Annotated in this window: 11 protein-coding genes; 6 read left to right on the forward strand and 5 right to left on the reverse strand. The window is 42.9% G+C overall.

What is annotated here, in order from left to right:
• Positions 1 to 140 precede the first annotated feature (140 nt).
• Positions 141 to 1964, forward strand: a complete 1824-nt coding sequence (locus ACK5MF_RS00705) for an SUMF1/EgtB/PvdO family nonheme iron enzyme (protein ID WP_416918395.1) — start codon at positions 141 to 143, stop codon at positions 1962 to 1964.
• 185 nt (positions 1965 to 2149) lie between these two features.
• Here the strand turns inward: ACK5MF_RS00705 and pdxH are convergent, their stop codons facing one another.
• Complete coding sequence (gene pdxH, locus ACK5MF_RS00710; protein WP_416918397.1) at positions 2150 to 2785, reverse strand: pyridoxamine 5'-phosphate oxidase; 636 nt, start codon at positions 2783 to 2785, stop codon at positions 2150 to 2152.
• 288 nt (positions 2786 to 3073) lie between these two features.
• Between pdxH and ACK5MF_RS00715 the strand changes: the two genes are divergently transcribed.
• From ACK5MF_RS00715 to ACK5MF_RS00730, 4 genes are read left to right on the forward strand one after another with little or no spacing between them, the layout of a single operon-like run.
• Positions 3074 to 4459: an HlyD family type I secretion periplasmic adaptor subunit gene (locus ACK5MF_RS00715; RefSeq protein ID WP_416918399.1), complete on the forward strand. Its 1386-nt coding sequence runs from the start codon at positions 3074 to 3076 to the stop codon at positions 4457 to 4459.
• 56 nt (positions 4460 to 4515) lie between these two features.
• Positions 4516 to 5178 (forward strand): transglutaminase-like cysteine peptidase, encoded by a 663-nt coding sequence (locus ACK5MF_RS00720; RefSeq protein WP_416918401.1) that lies wholly within the window; start codon positions 4516 to 4518, stop codon positions 5176 to 5178.
• 5 nt (positions 5179 to 5183) lie between these two features.
• Positions 5184 to 7094, forward strand: coding sequence for an EAL domain-containing protein (locus ACK5MF_RS00725; RefSeq protein ID WP_416918403.1), 1911 nt, complete (start codon positions 5184 to 5186; stop codon positions 7092 to 7094).
• 16 nt (positions 7095 to 7110) lie between these two features.
• Entirely contained in the window at positions 7111 to 9225 is a 2115-nt protein-coding gene (locus ACK5MF_RS00730; protein ID WP_416918405.1) for a type I secretion system permease/ATPase, read from the forward strand.
• 68 nt (positions 9226 to 9293) lie between these two features.
• Here the strand turns inward: ACK5MF_RS00730 and ACK5MF_RS00735 are convergent, their stop codons facing one another.
• Positions 9294 to 10967 carry a DUF342 domain-containing protein gene (locus tag ACK5MF_RS00735; RefSeq protein WP_416918407.1) on the reverse strand — a complete coding sequence of 558 codons (1674 nt, stop codon included), beginning with the start codon at positions 10965 to 10967 and terminating at the stop codon, positions 9294 to 9296.
• Positions 10968 to 11443: 476 nt separating this feature from the next.
• Entirely contained in the window at positions 11444 to 13474 is a 2031-nt protein-coding gene (locus ACK5MF_RS00740; protein ID WP_416918409.1) for a tRNA(Met) cytidine acetyltransferase TmcA, read from the reverse strand.
• A 220-nt stretch (positions 13475 to 13694) separates the two neighbouring features.
• Between ACK5MF_RS00740 and ACK5MF_RS00745 the strand changes: the two genes are divergently transcribed.
• Complete coding sequence (locus ACK5MF_RS00745) at positions 13695 to 14726, forward strand: ABC transporter substrate-binding protein (protein WP_416918411.1); 1032 nt, start codon at positions 13695 to 13697, stop codon at positions 14724 to 14726.
• 242 nt (positions 14727 to 14968) lie between these two features.
• Here ACK5MF_RS00745 and ACK5MF_RS00750 read toward each other — a convergent pair whose 3' ends face one another.
• On the reverse strand, positions 14969 to 15940 hold the full coding sequence (locus ACK5MF_RS00750) for a ParB/RepB/Spo0J family partition protein (protein ID WP_416918413.1): 972 nt from the start codon (positions 15938 to 15940) through the stop codon (positions 14969 to 14971).
• 7 nt (positions 15941 to 15947) lie between these two features.
• Positions 15948 to 17165, reverse strand: coding sequence for an AAA family ATPase (locus tag ACK5MF_RS00755; RefSeq protein ID WP_416918415.1), 1218 nt, complete (start codon positions 17163 to 17165; stop codon positions 15948 to 15950).
• Between the last annotated feature and the right edge of the window lie 1034 nt (positions 17166 to 18199).

The following is an 18199-nucleotide window of genomic DNA, read 5'->3' on the forward strand; positions in this document are numbered from 1 at the left end:
AGTGATTCACAAAGCTGAAAAATAACGTTATGTTAAAACGCCATTTTGTTACCAAGTTATTGAAAGATAACTTCTGACAAAATGGCGTTTTCGTTTAGAATAAGCAAAACACTTTTAAAACTTAACTGAAGTAGACAACAATGCGACAAGGTTTATCCGCTCTTCTAATAGCACTCTCACCTTGCTTAATGGCGACATCGACGTTGGCAGCAGGCACGCCTTCCTCTGTAATGGCCATTGATGACGCTCTGTTCAGTAAACATTCAGAGTTGCAGAATGCAAAAAAAACGACCCAGTCAGATCAGGCTGCCGTCGATAATCAACAGCAAGAATTGGAACGTCTAAATCAACAGACAGCAACTCTCGATGCTGAGCTAAAAACGGCGAAAGCAAATCTAGAGCGTGACTATCAGAAGATGATTGATGAACCGGATCTTGACATAATGCCTTCGCAACAGGCGTACCAAGATGCATGGTCAAAAGTAAAACAAAACCAGAAATCTCGCCTAGAAGCTGAACAAAAGCTGCAAGAATTGCAAGTAACCTTAGCTCAGAAAAAATCTGCGCAAGGCGTCATTGAACAAAACATCGCAAGTTTAGAACAAGATAAGCTGCGTGCTCGCGTAGAGCGTTTGCGTGAGGAGCTAAAGCGCACTGGCGAACAGAAAGTCAGCTTTACTAATACCTGTAGCGCAGACATGACGTTAGCTCAATGTAGCAGCCAGACAAATGAACTCGGTTTGCAAAAAGCGGTTAAGCAGTTCCAACGTTGGATTGTAGATGAAACTACAGAGTCAGCACTCGTAGCCCGGCACGCTTCTGACGTATCGCTAAACATTCACGTTCTAAAACATGCTGTAGTCGAATCTGGATTCGTAGACGGCAGTCAATATCGCACCGTCATCTCTGCTCAACTTAACGCCCGCCCTGCGGAAAATGCGCCTTGTAAACTTCTCAATCTAGAATCGCAATATTGCTTTGCGCCAGGTGAAGGCACGCAAAGTGGAGACAAGCAGAAAGAAGTCGCTTGGGTTAGCCTTTCGGTGCGCTCTAATCAATACGCAGACCGAGTAATTGTTGATGATGTAACCTATGGCAGCACTCCAGTAGAAGTGCTAATCCCGGTAGGGAAACATCATGTGATTATTGAGAAAGAAGGTTACCGCGCTTTCAATAGTGAAATTGAAGTCGCTTCAGATCAAACACTACGTGCGGTTCTACATGAATATGAAAATATTCTTAAACCGGGTCATAAGTTTGCCGACTCCTTGAAGGGTAACGTCAAAGCTCCTGAGATGATCACCATGATTAAAGGTGAATATCTTCTGGGAGAACAAGCATCAAGACAAATTCGCCTTGATCATGCTTTCGCCTTGAGCGCGACCCCCATTACCGTTGCTCAATTTGAAACATTCATCAACCAAACTAGCTACCAAACGGATGCTGAGCTGAAAAACATCTGTATTGCCGTAGACAATTCAGAAGTCACGCCTGTCGCAGACAGCTATTGGCGTAACCCCGGTTTCAAGCAATCACCACAATCTCCAGCGGTATGTATTAGCAGGAATGATGCGGTTGCTTATACTCGCTGGTTATCACAACAAACGGGTTTCAAATACCGTTTACCTTCAGAGGATGAGTGGGAAATTGCTGCTCGTTCCGGAAGCCAAAGTGGTTACTGGTGGGGGGATAACTTCGGTTCAGGTAAAGCAAACACTGGTTGGGGTGGTACTCAGTGGTCAAATAAGAGCACATCACCAGTGCGTACATTCGAGCCAAACCGCTTAGGTTTCTATGATATGGTTGGTAACGTTTGGGAATGGACCAACGATGAAAGAGGCATGGCGAAAGGTGGAGCTTGGATCTTCTCACCTGAGATGGCAAAAGCAGACAAACAGCTATTTATAGGCCCTTCTAGTGCAGCAAATTATGTCGGTTTCCGTATTCTGCGTGAAATCCAATAATGAAGTTTGTTGACAAAGTCTGTGTTTGATTTATACCTGTCATTCCTGCTAAGGCAGGGTCTAGTTACAGCGCCAGTTGAGAACAGATTCCAGATACGATATAGGGTTTGTCATCAGTCTGAGGGGGAAATTTATTTCCCCCTTTTCATTTTGCTGAGTTAATTCCGCTCAAGTAACAAAATAGTTTATGGCGCTAAACGATCGACCGACCATGCATCGTTCGTTTTGCTGAACAAGAAACGGTCGTGTAAACGATGCTCCCCGCCCTGCCAAAACTCAATACTCTCAGGCTTGATACGATAGCCCCCCCAGAAACTCGGAACAGGAATTTCACCGTTAGCAAACTTCTGTTTCAGCTCTAAATACTTCCCCTCCAAAATGCCACGCGCTGAAATGCGGCTACTTTGGTGACTGGCAATAGCGGCTATTTGGCTATCTTTTGGACGAGAAGCAAAGTACTTCATGTTTTCCAAAGTGGTGAGCTTTTCTGCCGTGCCGGTAATATGTACTTGTCTTTCGAGAGGATGCCAAGGGAAATGGATACTGACTTTATTATTGTGTTCAATATGCTGTGCTTTTCTGCTACCCAAATTGGTATAGAAAACAAAACCATTTTTATCTAAGTTCTTGAGCAACACAATACGTTGAAAAGGTTGGCCATTTTTATCAACGGTTGCAATCGTCATCGCTGTCGGGTCAGTCAATTTTGCGTCGATCGCCTGCTGTAACCATAAGTTGAACTGATCAATAGGATCAGCAAGCAAGTCCTTACGTCTCAAACCACCTTGAATGTACTCGCGGCGAATATCTGAAAGATCCATTTCTACTCCTCATCATTTTTTGCCGATTGTCCTCTGAACAGATAAAGAACTCAAGCCATTCACGGTCAAATGAAAGATAACTCAGACATTTATGATATTAACGAAAGTTTAGAAAGCAGCAGCCAGGCAAAACAAACAGAAAATTGATACAGAAAATCAATCAAAAAATCGAATGAATTCAAAAATTAAATTGAAATAGTTATACGCATTCCATAATTAACATTTATTCTTATAGGTGAATCGATAAACAATCCATTACCAATGCCATAGCAAGGAACATCATGGACCATGAGTAGTTACACTAAGCTCTCCGCGACAGAACTCGAATATGTCGACGACCAAACAGCGGCACTTCTGCTAAACACACCGAATAGTGCCCGCGTCATGCTTTGGTTGATGATCGTTTTTTTTATCGCAGCTTCGGCATGGGCTTCTTGGGCTGAAATAGACCAAGTGACGCGCGGTCAAGGTAAAGTGGTTCCCTCCTCACAAATTCAAGTGATCCAAAACTTGGAAGGCGGCCTTGTGAAACAAATTCTCGTTCGCGAAGGTGAACAAGTTACCAAAGGTCAGCAACTAATACTCATTGATGACACTCGCTTTCGTTCAGACTTTCGTGAACGCGAGCAACAAGTGGCGAACTTAACTGCCAACGTACTTCAGCTTTCTGCTTCTCTTTCCAGTGTCATGATAGATGAAGATTTCACAGAGAATAATTGGGAAAACAGCGTTCGCATTGATTACAACAAACTGGCATTTCCACCGATTTTAAAAGAGACACAGCCGGAGCTGGTGGCTCGCCAACGTGCGGAATATCAACAAGATCTAGCTAATCTACGCAACCAAATTTCTGTTGTTTCACAACAAGTTAAACAGAAGCAGCAGGAGTTAATTGAGATTCAGGCGCGGATAAAAAACCTTCGCCAAAGCTATGATTTCGCCAACAAAGAACTGGAGATCACTAAGCCTTTGGCTGATGAAGGTGTTGTACCACGAATTGAGCTTCTAAAACTGCAACGTCAGGTGAATGACACACGTCGAGAACTGACATCAAGCGAGTTAAAAGTGCCAGTGTTGAAGTCCAACATTCGCGAGGCGATGCTGAGCCGCATTGATACCGCACAGAAATTCCGTTCTCAACAACAACAAGAACTCAATCAAGTACAAGATAAACTCTCGTCTATGACGGAGTCGGCTGTAGGGTTGGAAGACAGAGTAAACCGTACGGTAGTAATTTCACCGGTGACAGGTACGGTTAAAACACTGAATGTGAATACCGTGGGTGGCGTGATTCAGCCAGGGATGGATATTGTTGAAATAGTGCCAACCGAAGACACTCTGTTAGTTGAAGCGCAAATAGCACCTCAAGATATCGCTTTCCTTCGTCCAGACTTGCATGCAATTGTGAAGTTCAGCGCCTATGACTTTACCAAATATGGTGGCTTGGAAGGCACTCTCGAGCACATCAGTGCGGATACCACTCAAGATGACGAAGGTAATAGTTTCTATTTGGTTCGCGTTCGCACCAATGAAACTTCGTTAGGACACGACGAAAATCTACCGATTATTCCGGGTATGACAGCTTCCATCGACATTATTACGGGCAAACGTACTGTGATGGAGTACTTACTTGAACCGATTCTTAGAGCAAAGAAAAATGCCTTGCGGGAATAAAGCACAATGCTCAGACACAGATTAATGAATTGCCACATCAGTTTCTGGATTCGCTAATGAAGCGCTGGCTAGCTGCAACGCTGCTCCTCATCGTCTCGTCCTTCTCTCTGGCGCTCAGCACACAAGAGCAACAGTGGATAGATGCCGTTTCTGTGACCTATGGTCCAAGAGCGGGTAAACGTGTGGCGACCTGGCGTTCAGAAATGACTCGCTATAAGAGACTTTCTGAAAAAGAACAATTAACCCAAGTTAACCGTTTCTTTAACCAGTTGTATTTCGTCAATGACATACAACTTTGGGGTAAGAACGATTACTGGGCAACGCCGTTGGAGTTTTTAGGCAGCAATGCTGGCGACTGTGAAGACTTTACCATTGCGAAGTACTTCTCACTACTGGAGCTGGGTGTATCTGATATCAAACTGCGTCTGGTGTACGTTAAAGCGATAGAACTAAACCAGTTCCATATGGTTCTCGCCTACTACTCAACACCGAATGCAGAGCCGCTGATTTTGGATAATATCAACGGCGAAATAAAGCCCGCTTCAACCCGTAGAGACTTATTACCGATATACAGCTTTAACGGTAAAAACTTGTGGCTAATGAAATCCAAGAACGGTCAGCTCGCTGGCGACTCTTCACGCCTTAGCCTTTGGAACGATTTACGCGCTCGTGAGCGCACTCATAAACTGAATAAACCACTAATCAGTTACGATGAGTAGGTACTATGACACTATATAAACAACTGGTCGCAGGTATGATAACGGTATTTGTTCTGTTGTTAGCTGCGGTATTCGTTATCGAATTTAACACCACTCGGGACAACTTAGAGCAGCAACAGCGCTCCGAGGTAAGTAATACCATCAATACCGTTGGTTTAGCGCTTGCTCCTTACCTTGAAAAAAAGGATACCGTTGCGGTCGAGTCGGTTATCAATGCATTGTTCGATGGTAGTACCTACTCTTTAGTCAGACTAAAATTTCTCGATGATGACCAACAAATTGAACGTACTTACCCAATCAAACCAAGCTCAGTACCCACTTGGTTCACCGCTTTAGAATTATTCCAACCAATCCACGACCAGCGAGTGGTGACTAGCGGTTGGATGCAACTGGCAGAAGTGGAAATCATCAGCCACCCCGGTGAAGCGTATGCTCAGTTTTGGAACGCTTTGATCCGCTTATCTATCGCATTCGGTGCAATTTTGTTTGCTGGTTTAGTGGCGATTTCCGTCATTGTTAAGCGTGCACTTCGCCCTCTACAAATGATCGTTAATAAAATGGAACAAGTGGCGCGTAACTACTTTGGCGACCCACTACCTTTGCCACAAACCAAAGACCTTATATCCGTAGTTGAAGGCATCAACAGCATGTCTGCACAAGTAGAAAAATCTTTCAAAGCACAGGCTCAGGAAGCTCAACAACTGCGCGAGCGCGCTTATATTGACCCAGTATCGCACCTAGGTAACCGAGCCTATTACATGAACCAACTCAATAACTGGTTGGCTGAAAGCGCGATAGGTGGTGTAGCAATTCTTCAGGCACAGTTTATTAAAGAGCTCTATGAAGAGAAAGGCTATGAAGCGGGTGACGGTATGATTGGTAGCCTGGCAGAACGTCTGAAAGTAACGCTTTCGGCACCAAACACGACGATTGCTCGTATCTCTACCGATGAATTTGCTTTCATTCTGCCAAATATGGATGAAACTGAGTTGAAAATGGTTGCAGAAAGCATTTTCGCATGTGTGCAGGATATCAGCTCTGATCCAACAGGTATGACACAGGAAAAAGTCTATCTGGGTTTTGTCCATAACCAAAGTAAGAAAACATCAACTCAAATACTTTCACTACTGGATAATGCTGTCGCTGCATCTAAAGCCAATGCTGAAGTGAAATACGGCTTTATCAAAGCGGAAGCAGACCAAGTCATCATGGGGAAACAACAGTGGAAAGCGCTGGTTGAAGAAGCTATGCATCACGACTGGTTTCAATATCGCTTTCAGGCTGCGAACGATGGTTGGGGGGAAACCTTCCACCACGAAGTCTTCTCAGCCATTAATAATGGCAAACAGCGCTACACCGCGAACCAATATCTGTTTGCACTTGAGCAGCTCAATGCGAGCCACCAGTTTGATGAATACGTCATCGAAAAAATGATCGAAAAACTTGAGGCCAACGAGTTTAACGCACCACTGGCCATTAACATTGCGCAAAGCAGTATTGAACAACCGAGCTTTATCCGTTGGGTCACACAAACACTAGCCAAGCACAAAGAAGTGTGTGCCCGACTCCACTTTGAAATTCCGGAAAACTGCTTTATCAACGCTCCTCACCATACCGCGCTATTTTGTAATGCGGTGCGCGCAGCAGGTGCTGAATTCGGTGTTGATAACTATGGTCGCAATTTTCAGTCATTAGATTACATCAATGAATTTAGACCAAAATACGTGAAGCTGGATTACCTGTTTACTCACCACTTAGACGACGAGAAACAAAAATTCACGCTAACCTCTATTTCTAGAACTGCGCATAACTTAGGAATAAAGACCATCGCTTCTCGCGTTGAAACTCAAGCTCAGTTGGATTTGTTATCGGAGCACTTCATTGAAGTATTCCAAGGTTTCATCGTTGATAAATAAGGAAAAGGTCAGATTAATGCAAGATACGCTACTAAATTCACTGGTCTATGTGAGTCGTTATTATGGATTAGCGAATTCACCTGAAGCGTTAATCAATGGATTGCCGCTAACAGATGGCAAATTGACACCGTTTCTTTTCCCTCGATCTGCAGAGCGCGCAGGGCTTATCGCAAAAGAAAATCGCTCCAACCTCAACGAAATTCCCCACTTAGTTTTTCCTGTCATCCTGCTGCTACGAGGCAATGAAGCTTGCGTTCTAAACAGTATTAATGAAGAAAAGCAGGAAGCCGAAATCGTCACTGCAGAGTCAGGCATGGTGCCGGTGGCTTATCCACTTGAAGAACTCAATGCCCGCTTTATCGGCCGATATTTCATGGTGAAAAAGCAATTTCGTTATGATGAACGTTCACCTGAGATTTTGAAAACCCGTGAAGGGCACTGGTTCTGGGGCACGATTTGGCAGTCAAAACGCATCTATCGGGACGTAATGTTTGCATCGCTGCTGATCAATCTGTTCGCGATTGCTGCGCCGATGTTTACCCGCTTGGTGTACGACAAAGTTCTCCCCAACCTCGCATTTGAAACTTTGTGGGTGTTAGCTAGTGGTGTCTTTGTCATCTTCCTATTCGACTTCACGCTGAAGATGCTGAGAAACTACTTTATTGATATTGCAGGTAAAAAATCCGACATACTCATCTCCTCAAAGCTGTTTAGTAAAGTGATGGGAATTAGAATGGAGTCTCGTCCGCCTTCGGTCGGTGCATTTGCTCGTCACTTACAAGAGTTCGAATCGATACGTGAATTCTTTACTTCAGCGACAATTTCATCGCTGATAGACCTGCCGTTTTCCATTTTGTTCTTAGTCATTATCTGGTTAATGGCCGGGGAACTGGTTTACGTGCCAATTGCTGGTGTGGTCATTCTGATTGTCTATTCATTGTTAATTCAAGCCCCTTTGCGCCGGGCAATTGAAGAAGGCTCACGCCTTGCTTCGCAAAAATACGCCAACTTGATTGAGAGCTTAGCTGGCCTTGAAACGGTGAAACTATTTGGCGCGCAAAGCCAGTTCCAATATCGTTGGGAAGAAGCCATTTCTCATATGGCGAACTGGAACATTAGGAGCCGCCGCATTACTGATGGCATTCAAAGCACTGCAGGCTTAGTGCAGCAGGCTTGCAACGTAGGCATGATTATTCTCGGGGTCTATCTGATTGCTCGAGGGGACCTGACGATGGGTGGACTGATTGCTGCAACCATGCTTAGCGGGCGCGCGATAGGCCCTATGGTTCAGTTATCGCTGCTTTCCACTCGCTATAACCAAGCAAAAGCATCTTTAAAAATCATTGATCAAGTGATGGCGATGCCGGACGAGCAAGAACAAGGCAAACGTTACATACACCGTCCGATAATCCAAGGTAAAATCGAACTCGATAAAGTAACGTTCCACTACCCCGACTCACCAATTGCCTCGATTCGCGATTTGAGCTTAACCATTAATCCCGGAGAAAAAGTGGCAATTATTGGCCGTATCGGCTCAGGCAAAACGACGTTAGAGCGCCTGATTATGGGCTTGTACAAACCAACTGAAGGTCATGTGCGAATCGACGATACCGATATTGAGCAGCTCCATCATATTGATATTCGCCGTAACATCGGTTGTGTTCCTCAGGAGAGCATCTTGTTCTATGGCACAATCAGAGACAACATTACGCTTGGGCGTCCGCTGGTGGATGATAGAGAAGTGATGGATGCAGCAAATCGAGCCGGAGTCACCGTATTCACACAACAAGATCCAGCAGGTTTAGAACGTCAGGTGGGAGAAGGCGGTATGTTACTTTCTGGTGGTCAACGCCAAGCAGTTTCTATCGCGAGAGCTCTGTTGGGTCGCCCTCCCGTGTTATTGATGGATGAGCCAACTAGCGCGATGGACAATCGTTCAGAAATGCACATTAAACATCAAATGCAGCAGCTCACACCAAGTGAAACTCTGATATTAATTACCCATAAAACATCGATGCTGGATGTTGTCGATCGCGTCATCGTAATGGAAAAAGGCACAATTATCGCAGATGGCCCTAAATCTATGGTTCTCCGTGATCTCAAACATGGAAAGATACGTGCTGTGCATTGATGCCAGGCATCAACACATAACAAGGGGAGCAAATGCTCCCCTCCCCTTTTGAACTTCAACAGTTCGATTTAAACTCCGACATCTTCATCTTCTAGCTTTGATGAAACTTGGATTTCATATTGATTGAAGGTGAATATTGTTGGACCGCGAACACGTTTAGTTACCACTTTCTCATCACCAAACTGGACGGTAACATGAGTAAACACTTTGCCTTTCGCTTCTACCATATTGGAAGCCAAAGCAAGCTCGAACTCTTCATTTAGCAAATCGAGTGAGTTCTTCACTTTCTCTAAACGTTCATTGGCCGATTCTTTTTTTTCGTTAATTTCTAACTCTTCTTCTTCGCTACGCTCTGCTTTCGGCCGCTTTTTAAATTCCAATTCTTTACGTATCGCATCCATTGTCCCTTCTTGAGCTTGTTTGTATTGCTCTTTATGGCTCACGATACGTTCCTTGTAACGTGCGAATACAGCAAATGCTTCAACAAGTGTCGCGGTATCACCTTCTACACCCAAATTGAGGCAGACGACTTTCCCACCGACTTTGGCGACACCACCACTGAGCGTGCCATGCTTTTCTTGGTCATCAAGAACGATTAAATCTCTAGCACAACGAATAACATTACCCATGCTATGCACGGTTAATTGAATATCTTCACCGGCTTGCAGCTCGGCATACTGGGCGTAGCTCGCTTTAATCGTACCGCCTGACTTCACCGTACAGCTTTTTTCATCACCTTCCGTTTCAGTATGACCAATAATGCCTTTGCCGACTTCTATGTTTCCTTGAGCTTGAACATCTGCCGATTCGATAAACCCGCCAACAATTACCGAGCCTGTCGCTCTAACTTTCATTCCTGGCTCAACATCGCCCTTGATGACCACATTACCTTTAAACTTCACATGTCCAGTTGCCACACTGACATTATTCAGACAAATTGCGTTTTCAACATCGATAGTTTTGTTTCTAAATACAGGCATACCACTAATGGACGCCAACAGCAGATTCGGATTCGTTGGGCTGATATGTGTGCCATTCCCTGCAACAAGTTCAGCGTCGGTGCCCGGATGAGGATCTAGAACTTTACCTTGAACAGTGAAACCTGGTTCACCTTTGGTGGCTGGTTGGCGACGCATCACTGGATCATTTTCACTGACGGTGATGGTTTCACCTAAATCACGCATGTCTCTTTTGTCTTGTCCTCTCACCGATTGAGGGGCAAGAACCCGCTTATTAACATCTTCAACTAAAGGCAAAAACTTGGCATCTTTTCCGTTAATCGCTTCTTTGCCTTGCGCGACTGGCTGAATAAAGATTTCTCCGCCAGCCAACTTACTACTGGTAACAAAAACCTTTTTTAGTGCCAATTTGTTGATGCCTTTGATCACGCTTGCATCAGCAAGTGCCTGAATAATTTCAACACCTTTTACGCCTCGACCACCATATGCTCCAGTAACAGAGATGCTCGCAAGCATACCATCATCACTAATAGTGACGAGCATGCTTGCATTGCGAGCTTCCGCAATAACAATCCCTTCATACGCTTCATCTTTACCTTCACTGGCACAATTGATGAAACGTGTAACTTCATCTTCCAACAAATAGAGTTTAGAAGCATCAAGACTCTGTAAGGCACTCAAAAGCCCCTCTTGAGTGAATTCTTTCTTGATGAATTGCTCACCCGTCAATTTAGCGATTACACGAGTTTTATCATTCGTGATTGTAATGACATCCTTCCACATACAACTAAACCTTCACGGCACACAAACCTTATGTTCCAGTGTATCGAAACTGAGACGTATACCAAACATCCATCTATTCAAACTAAGGCGTGTATCACTCTATCAGCCTTAACCAGTAACGCCACTTTACACTGTAAATTGTGGCAATATCGCCTGTTTACCCTTAATAAAACGAATTCACCTTATCTCTAACAGCAAAAGTTGGCAAGACAGAATTGTATCCAAACGTTTAATATTATTAACGAGATTAATACAATTAATATGGGAAAGGTTATAGCAACTTATAGCCATTTATAGCAGCTTATAGCAAAAAAGTAATCCGATTGAACTCTGGCGTTCTATCAAACAGATGGATATGACGGTTGGTGAAAGCCCAACTCATGATGTGTCGAAAATGCTTTGTTAGCCGAAAGCAAACAGAACAATTGGTCAAATATGTAAATCGATTTACAGTGTAAATGCCATGCTGAGCGATCTTAGTCTGCCACTTTACACTGTAAATTGAGCAGTAACATCGACAAATCTTTTCTAATCAACGATTCAATTTGCTTTCTGCCACTGAGCTGATATTTCTTAGCACATTCATCCCAGGATTGACGTTGTACAACTTTTGCAATGAAAACATCAGATAACAATTTCAAATCTTGATGAGAAACAGTACAGGCTAGCACCCTAATCCAGAGCGCGACGCTTTCATAATTGGAACCGCCATACGCATAATTCTCTATAAGCTTTATCGGTAAATCCTCAACACTGAGCGAACTTTTGCTTACAAGTTGCCTAACAAGCTGAGGTTCCATATCCTGCAATGAGTCACTCAATTCAAAATCTAAATGTTGCCTGTACATCTCTTTCGCAGTATCCAGCCAAGACAAATGTTGTCCTTTAATCATCAGCAACGAATAACAACCGCTAGCCTGATCACGCATTGAACCAACTTTGACGATTTGAAAATCACTCTTTTGCCAAAACCTAACAAGTTCAGGGGTCGCACCGAAACTCGTTGAAAGGTAATCTGCTTTGAGCTGAGCTGAGAAATGGGTGATTAATGCTGCACCGATATTTCTATTTTGAACATCTGGATGAACGGCTATACGCATGATACGGTAGCTGACTTGTTTTGCAGCGTCAGCAATACCCAACTGATTAGCAATAGATACAGGCACCAGATGCCCTTTGGGCCGACGCTTCCCTTGCTGAATATCCTTAATCAGTAGTTCGTCTAAGCCACCTTCTTTCACTGAAAGAATGCATCCAAGCAGAATACCACCACATAAGGCTATATATACCCCAACATTTTCGTCACCGAGTAAATGGAACAAATCATTCGGCGACGTCTGATAATGAGCATTAACCAGTAAGCTAAAAACATTATGCAGTAGTTGTGGAGTATTCAATAAATCTTGTTTGGATAACAAACGAAACTGCAATGCCTGAGCAGTAATAGCATCGGTTATCGGCTGAAATTCATAATTGAGTAAAAAACTATCGTTATGCCATGCTTCCAACGGATCGTCTTTGCTCCAACGAATTGGTTGATCCATATTTTGAACTTTCATATTCGGACGAACGTCTTTTAGCCACGACTGAAACTTTAGCGAAAAACCGCGACCGCAGCCTTCATAACCATGAATGGTTGAAGAAAATATAGCTCGGTGATAGTTATTCACCATAGTTTGAAGCATAGGTAAAGGCAGCGCCGCCGCTTCATCGACTAACAGTAAATCACATTCAGGGCGATGTTTTAACAGTTCGTCAGGGGCGATAAAACGCAAACTGGATTGACCAAACTCGACAATACCTTTCGCAAAATAAGCGCTATCCAATAGGCGTTGAGCGAATTGGAATACAGGAGATACCGAGGCAAGACTTGGGGCAGTAACAATAATATCAATCTTACGTTCGAACATCAGATTGGCGGCAGCCATACCCAAAGCGCTGCTTTTCCCTCGACCTCTGTCGGCAGTAAGAATTAGAGGGCGCTTTCTATGTCCTGTCACAACTTTCACAATGTTGTCAACGGCAAGCTGTTGTTGCGAATAATCTATAGGCTGCACAGCTTCTGAAACGGAGGGATATACCGCTTTGCTCTCAGGAGAAATTGAAATCAGTTTATCCAGAGAACGTCGTAACCATTGGTCCGCAGGATTTTTAGATAAAGAGTTGGCACCTAAAACAAAGAGTAACCCACCACCAATAAGAGTGCCTAAAGCAGCGCTGAAACTATTGGCGTCCCACCCGGATGAAATATCACAAATCAGAGTATTACACTCTTGCCCTAACAATCGTTGTCCCTTATTAAACGGAACATGCCTTGCACCAGAAAGAACATCGCCGCCTAGTTGGAAAACTACGTGATTGTTCGACGCGGCTAACCATTCTTCAAGCAAAGAACAATTCCATTGCTCTTCGCCTTGCATACAGATGCCAAAACGAAATTGATGCCTTGCAGCCAGCAAGCTAAGCGACGATAGATAAGACAATAATTGACAGGTTTCAGAAGACATAAACTTACATAATCGGTGAAAGTAAACCTATGGTAACACACCCCAATAACAGACAATAAGATGCGATACATCTTATCCATAATGTGTAGCCCACTTTAACCATGTAAGGTCAAAAAATTTTTCCCTGACGATAAATTATATTTGCTTTATTGAGCAAACAATTTGCCTAATTATTCATTAGAACCCCAGTAAGGTACTGGCTGTCAGGACTAAATGATTAATGAAGACTTTCATCAAAGGATTGGTATTAGCTGCAACAATTGTATCTGCTCAAGTCAGTGCAGAAACGCAGACTTTAAACGTTTATGCGTGGGGCGGCTACTTGCCAGAAACTTCACTTAAACAATTTGAAGAGCAAGAAGACGTGACCATTAACTACTCTACATTTGAGAACAACGAGTCTATGTATACCAAACTCAAACTTCTCAAAGGCACAGGGTATGACGTTGTTTTTGCTTCAGCTTACTTTATTGAAAAGATGGGCCGTGAAGGCTTACTTACTGAGCTCGATCATAACCAAATTCCAAACATGAAAGATGCGCTACCAGCACTGCTTGGTCAGGCCCACGATCCTGAAAACAAATTTTCTCTACCATACATTTTTGGTGTGACAGGAATGAGCTACAACTCTGAAGTTCTTCCTGAAGGCGTAACACGTTGGGCTGAGCTATGGGATAAAAAATATGCGCAACAAGTTATGTTGATTGACGATATCCGTGACGTATTCGGTATGGCGCTAAAACTGAACGGTTACAGCATCAATACTAAGAATGAGAAAGAGATCGAAAAAGCTTACCAATCTCTTGTTGCACTTAAAAACAACGTTCTGCTGTACAACTCAGATGCCCCACACGTACCTTACGTGTCTGGTGAAGCGTCTGTTGGTATGCAATGGAACGGCAACGCATATCAAGGTCAGGCGGACATGCCTGAATTAAAATTCGTGTTCCCTAAAGAAGGGCCTGTTTTGTGGATGGACAACTTTACCATTCCGTCGGGCAGCGAACACAAAGCGCTGGCACACAAGTTCATAAACTTCATGTACCAGGCTGACAGCCAAGCAGAAATCGTTAACAGTTTGGGTTACGCATCAGCAACAACAACAGGGCGTGCGTTGTTGCCGGAAGAGTTGAGAAACAACACGACTATTTTCCCAAGTGATGAAGACATCGCAAACGGCGAATTTATTAACGATGTTGGTCTAGAAGCTTTAGCCATTTACGAAAAATACTGGCAGCGTCTGAGAAACTAACGCTGCTATTGGCATAACGGCTGTCGACATACAGAGTGATACCATCAGTAAAAATATGATCGAATTGGGCATTGGTGAAACAGCGAATGAGCATCGAACACAAACACGCATAAACCCCTCCATGGGGCTCCTCTGAGCCATCCTTGGCTCAGAGGGTTTGCTTATCGATGCCCATTCACTAATCAGAAATTTTTCCTGAACGGTATGATAAAACAAACCCGCGAATTTCGCGGGTTTGTTTATTAATCGATTTTATTTTCCAAAAATTCGAGGATATCTTTCATCAAACTATCGTCGATTTTCTTCAGATTCAAGGTAAGGTTATTACCTTTACGCGCATAGCTCACACGACCTTTAATCAGATCAACACTATTGCTCACAGCGCGTTTAGGAGGCACCAAATCGTGAATCCACTCTTCTATCGTTTCTGTCACTTCTTTAGTAATTCGAGCTACACCTTGAGACTGGCAGCGTTGCCATACAAAACTATCTTCCTTGTGGCACTTGTTTAATAACGCCGAACGCTGACTATCACTGAGTTCATTAAACTGTTTATGCAACTTAACAATAGTAGGGCGGCCAAGTTCAACCACATTAGGATACGCTTGCAACAACTCTAACGGTAATGCTGCCGCTTTAAGCGCGCCGCTCACGAGAGCTTCACTGCATTGAAACATTTTAGCTAGCGCTTTCTGATCTTCAGCTTCACCACTATCCAATTTTGCTTGCATCTCTTTACCTTTTTCATATAAAGATAAAGGTTTATGAGCATTAGCTACATCAGACAAAAACTTTGCATGTTCTGCGTTGATATCATCAGCAACATAAACAAGAAATTCTTTTTCTGCCAAGATACATGCCATACGACGACGGCTACCATCAAGCACCTCAATCGTTCCATCCGCCATACGACGACCGACAGCCGGATACTGCTGCCCGCGCTCGTTTAGAGTGCTTAGAATATCAGAAAGTGCATGTTGGTTTAGAAAGCTCTGTTCACGAGCATTAGCCGAAAACACTTTGGTTTTTGCTTCTACTTCAGCCGATGGGATTCTCATCAGCTCAAACGTGACCAGTTGTTCTCCAGCAACAGCTAGTTCAATGATTTGTGCTTGCTCTTTAGCCGCTGACTGCGCTTCTTTAGGTGTCGTTGCACGGCGCTTATCGACTTTACCAAATAATTTTGCATTCAGATCAGATGTCTTAATTGCCATAACTTACTTACCCCTGATTTAGTGAAGTCCAGTGACTGTGGAGCACTCGCTCAAGCTCTAATGCGCTTTTCTGAACAGAATCCTGAGCGGTTGCAAGCGTCTTCTTACCACCTTCAAAATCGTTAACAGTCAAATCAAATACAGTGCTATAGGTGTCTGCACACGTTTCAAATGCACGGCTACGTGGTATTGTTGCCATCATCACTTGATCACCTAACAGATAATTCATTTCTGTTAATACCGAAACCTGCTTCTTGTTGTCATCTTCAAACATAGTTGGCATTAAACGTACAAACTCCAACCCTTTCCAATCGTCTGGGAACATCTCATAAACTGTTGGTAGGTGTTGGAAGAAGTTCACGGTTGAAGCCCAGTCAAGACGCTTAGCAGCACATGGAATGAGAAGAGCATTTGACGCAAACATTGCATTCCACACTAAAGGATCTACGTGAGGACCGGTATCAATCATAATGACATCAAAATCATCACCGATTTTGTCGATCAGTTTATCTTTAAGGAGACGTACAATATCCAAAGACTGATTTTGAGACAAATACTGCCATGCTTCCGCGTTAAACATAGCATCTTCAGGGAATGCAGAAATGGTCTTTAAGTTTGGATACTGTGTTGGAAGCAACACATTTTTATGCAGAAACGCTTTATCCACTTCCACATCTTCGGGAACGTTATCTAGCATCACATCGACTGCAGAGTAAATATTGCTGTGCTCAGTCACACTAATTTGTGGATTTAAGAACAAACGCAATGAACCTTGCGGATCTAAGTCAATAAGACAGATGCGGTAACGCTTATCCAAATTTAGCGCCAAGCAAGCCGCCAAATGAACCGCGGTCATCGATTTCCCCGTACCACCTTTTTGGTTCTGTACGTTGATAATCCAAGGTTTATTTTCTGAATTTTTCTTACGTTCATGGAATTTAGGCACTCCGGCTGCATCCATCAACATGTGAGCTTCAGATAAAGAAATAGAGTAGTGGTTAGCATTGTTTTTGGTGAACTGGTGACCCGCATCTTCCATTTTTGCAATCGCTTCGTCCAACTTACGGCGAGTCAAACCAGAACGGGTTTCCATCAATGCTTTAGACATCGGAGGAAAATGTTCTTCTCGACGCTCTTCTAAAACAATTTCAATACGATCAGATTGAACCTGTTGTGTTTGTTCGGCAAGTTTATAGAGATTGTCGATTGTTTGTTCTCTTTTCATAGCCAATTTCCGTTATTAGTTTATAGAAAAGATTGTACAGCATTGAGCGTCATTTACAATAAAAAGGTGAACAGTCACTTTAAGATAAAAATCACATTAAATTGACAAAATAATATCGTTTAAATGAATAAGTAGAAAAATGGTAAAAAAAGATGACAAATAGATGAAAAATAATCTAGATAATGGGCAGAAAAATCAATTAGATTTTAAATATTACAGTGTCACTTATTTACAATGTAAACCGATAACTGATTAGGGAAAAGACTCGGAACGATTAAGTAAGCAGAACAAATTACGGTAGATGTCAGTTCGATTTCTAATTAAGTTATTAGTAATTAAAAAATCGTCGAGAAAGCAAGAACAATATGAAAATGAATATTGCATTTACCAAAAAACAAAATAGGGAAGCATGATCAAGGTAAGCTACATGATCATAGTTCCAAGCAATTTTTAACCATTAGGAACGATGATCAAGGAATTGATGTACGGAAAGATTGAGCATGGAATGGTTTGATCTTATGATCCTATTTCGGATCAATGATCAAGAGAAAAACCAAGTACGGAAGCATGGAAAAAAGTAAACAAACTACGGTGAATGTCAGTTGTAATGGGGATTTGTGTCATTTAGACAATCAGCGCTAGGAGTTAAACATTATTAGAACAACAATAAAAGCATAGACGGGTTACCGTGATCATGCTTTCGTCCATCGCCTGCAATTTCAATTGCTAGCTACAATACGCATTGAATGTGTATTTCTATTTTTGACGCATAAAATACAATCAACAAATGACAATTTGTCAGTAACACTTGATCATGCGTCCGTAACTCTGATATCAAAATCAAATCATAACCGTGCTTATTGAAGAGCGAATAAACGGCTTTGTGGATAAGTTGTGCATCGACCTTGATCATGCTTTGAGATTTGTTTTGATCATTTATTCGTATTCATCATGATCATGCTTCTAAATAATATTGATCATGCTTTCAATGAGTTAATGATCATAGTTTCGAAATCGCAATGATCATGCTTCTG

It is taken from the genome of Vibrio sp. (assembly GCF_047973365.1).
Lineage (GTDB): Bacteria > Pseudomonadota > Gammaproteobacteria > Enterobacterales > Vibrionaceae > Vibrio.

Excerpts from the sequence above, each read along its gene's own strand:
- ACK5MF_RS00705 (WP_416918395.1), top strand. The coding sequence starts at position 141 with ATGCGACAAGGTTTATCCGCTCTTCTAATAGCACTCTCACCTTGCTTA.
- ACK5MF_RS00715 (WP_416918399.1), top strand. The coding sequence starts at position 3,074 with ATGAGTAGTTACACTAAGCTCTCCGCGACAGAACTCGAATATGTCGAC.
- pdxH (WP_416918397.1), bottom strand. The coding sequence starts at position 2,785 with ATGGATCTTTCAGATATTCGCCGCGAGTACATTCAAGGTGGTTTGAGA.
- ACK5MF_RS00730 (WP_416918405.1), top strand. The coding sequence starts at position 7,111 with ATGCAAGATACGCTACTAAATTCACTGGTCTATGTGAGTCGTTATTAT.
- ACK5MF_RS00720 (WP_416918401.1), top strand. The coding sequence starts at position 4,516 with ATGAAGCGCTGGCTAGCTGCAACGCTGCTCCTCATCGTCTCGTCCTTC.
- ACK5MF_RS00735 (WP_416918407.1), bottom strand. The coding sequence starts at position 10,967 with ATGTGGAAGGATGTCATTACAATCACGAATGATAAAACTCGTGTAATC.
- ACK5MF_RS00750 (WP_416918413.1), bottom strand. The coding sequence starts at position 15,940 with ATGGCAATTAAGACATCTGATCTGAATGCAAAATTATTTGGTAAAGTC.
- ACK5MF_RS00725 (WP_416918403.1), top strand. The coding sequence starts at position 5,184 with ATGACACTATATAAACAACTGGTCGCAGGTATGATAACGGTATTTGTT.
- ACK5MF_RS00740 (WP_416918409.1), bottom strand. The coding sequence starts at position 13,474 with ATGTCTTCTGAAACCTGTCAATTATTGTCTTATCTATCGTCGCTTAGC.
- ACK5MF_RS00745 (WP_416918411.1), top strand. The coding sequence starts at position 13,695 with ATGAAGACTTTCATCAAAGGATTGGTATTAGCTGCAACAATTGTATCT.
- ACK5MF_RS00755 (WP_416918415.1), bottom strand. The coding sequence starts at position 17,165 with ATGAAAAGAGAACAAACAATCGACAATCTCTATAAACTTGCCGAACAA.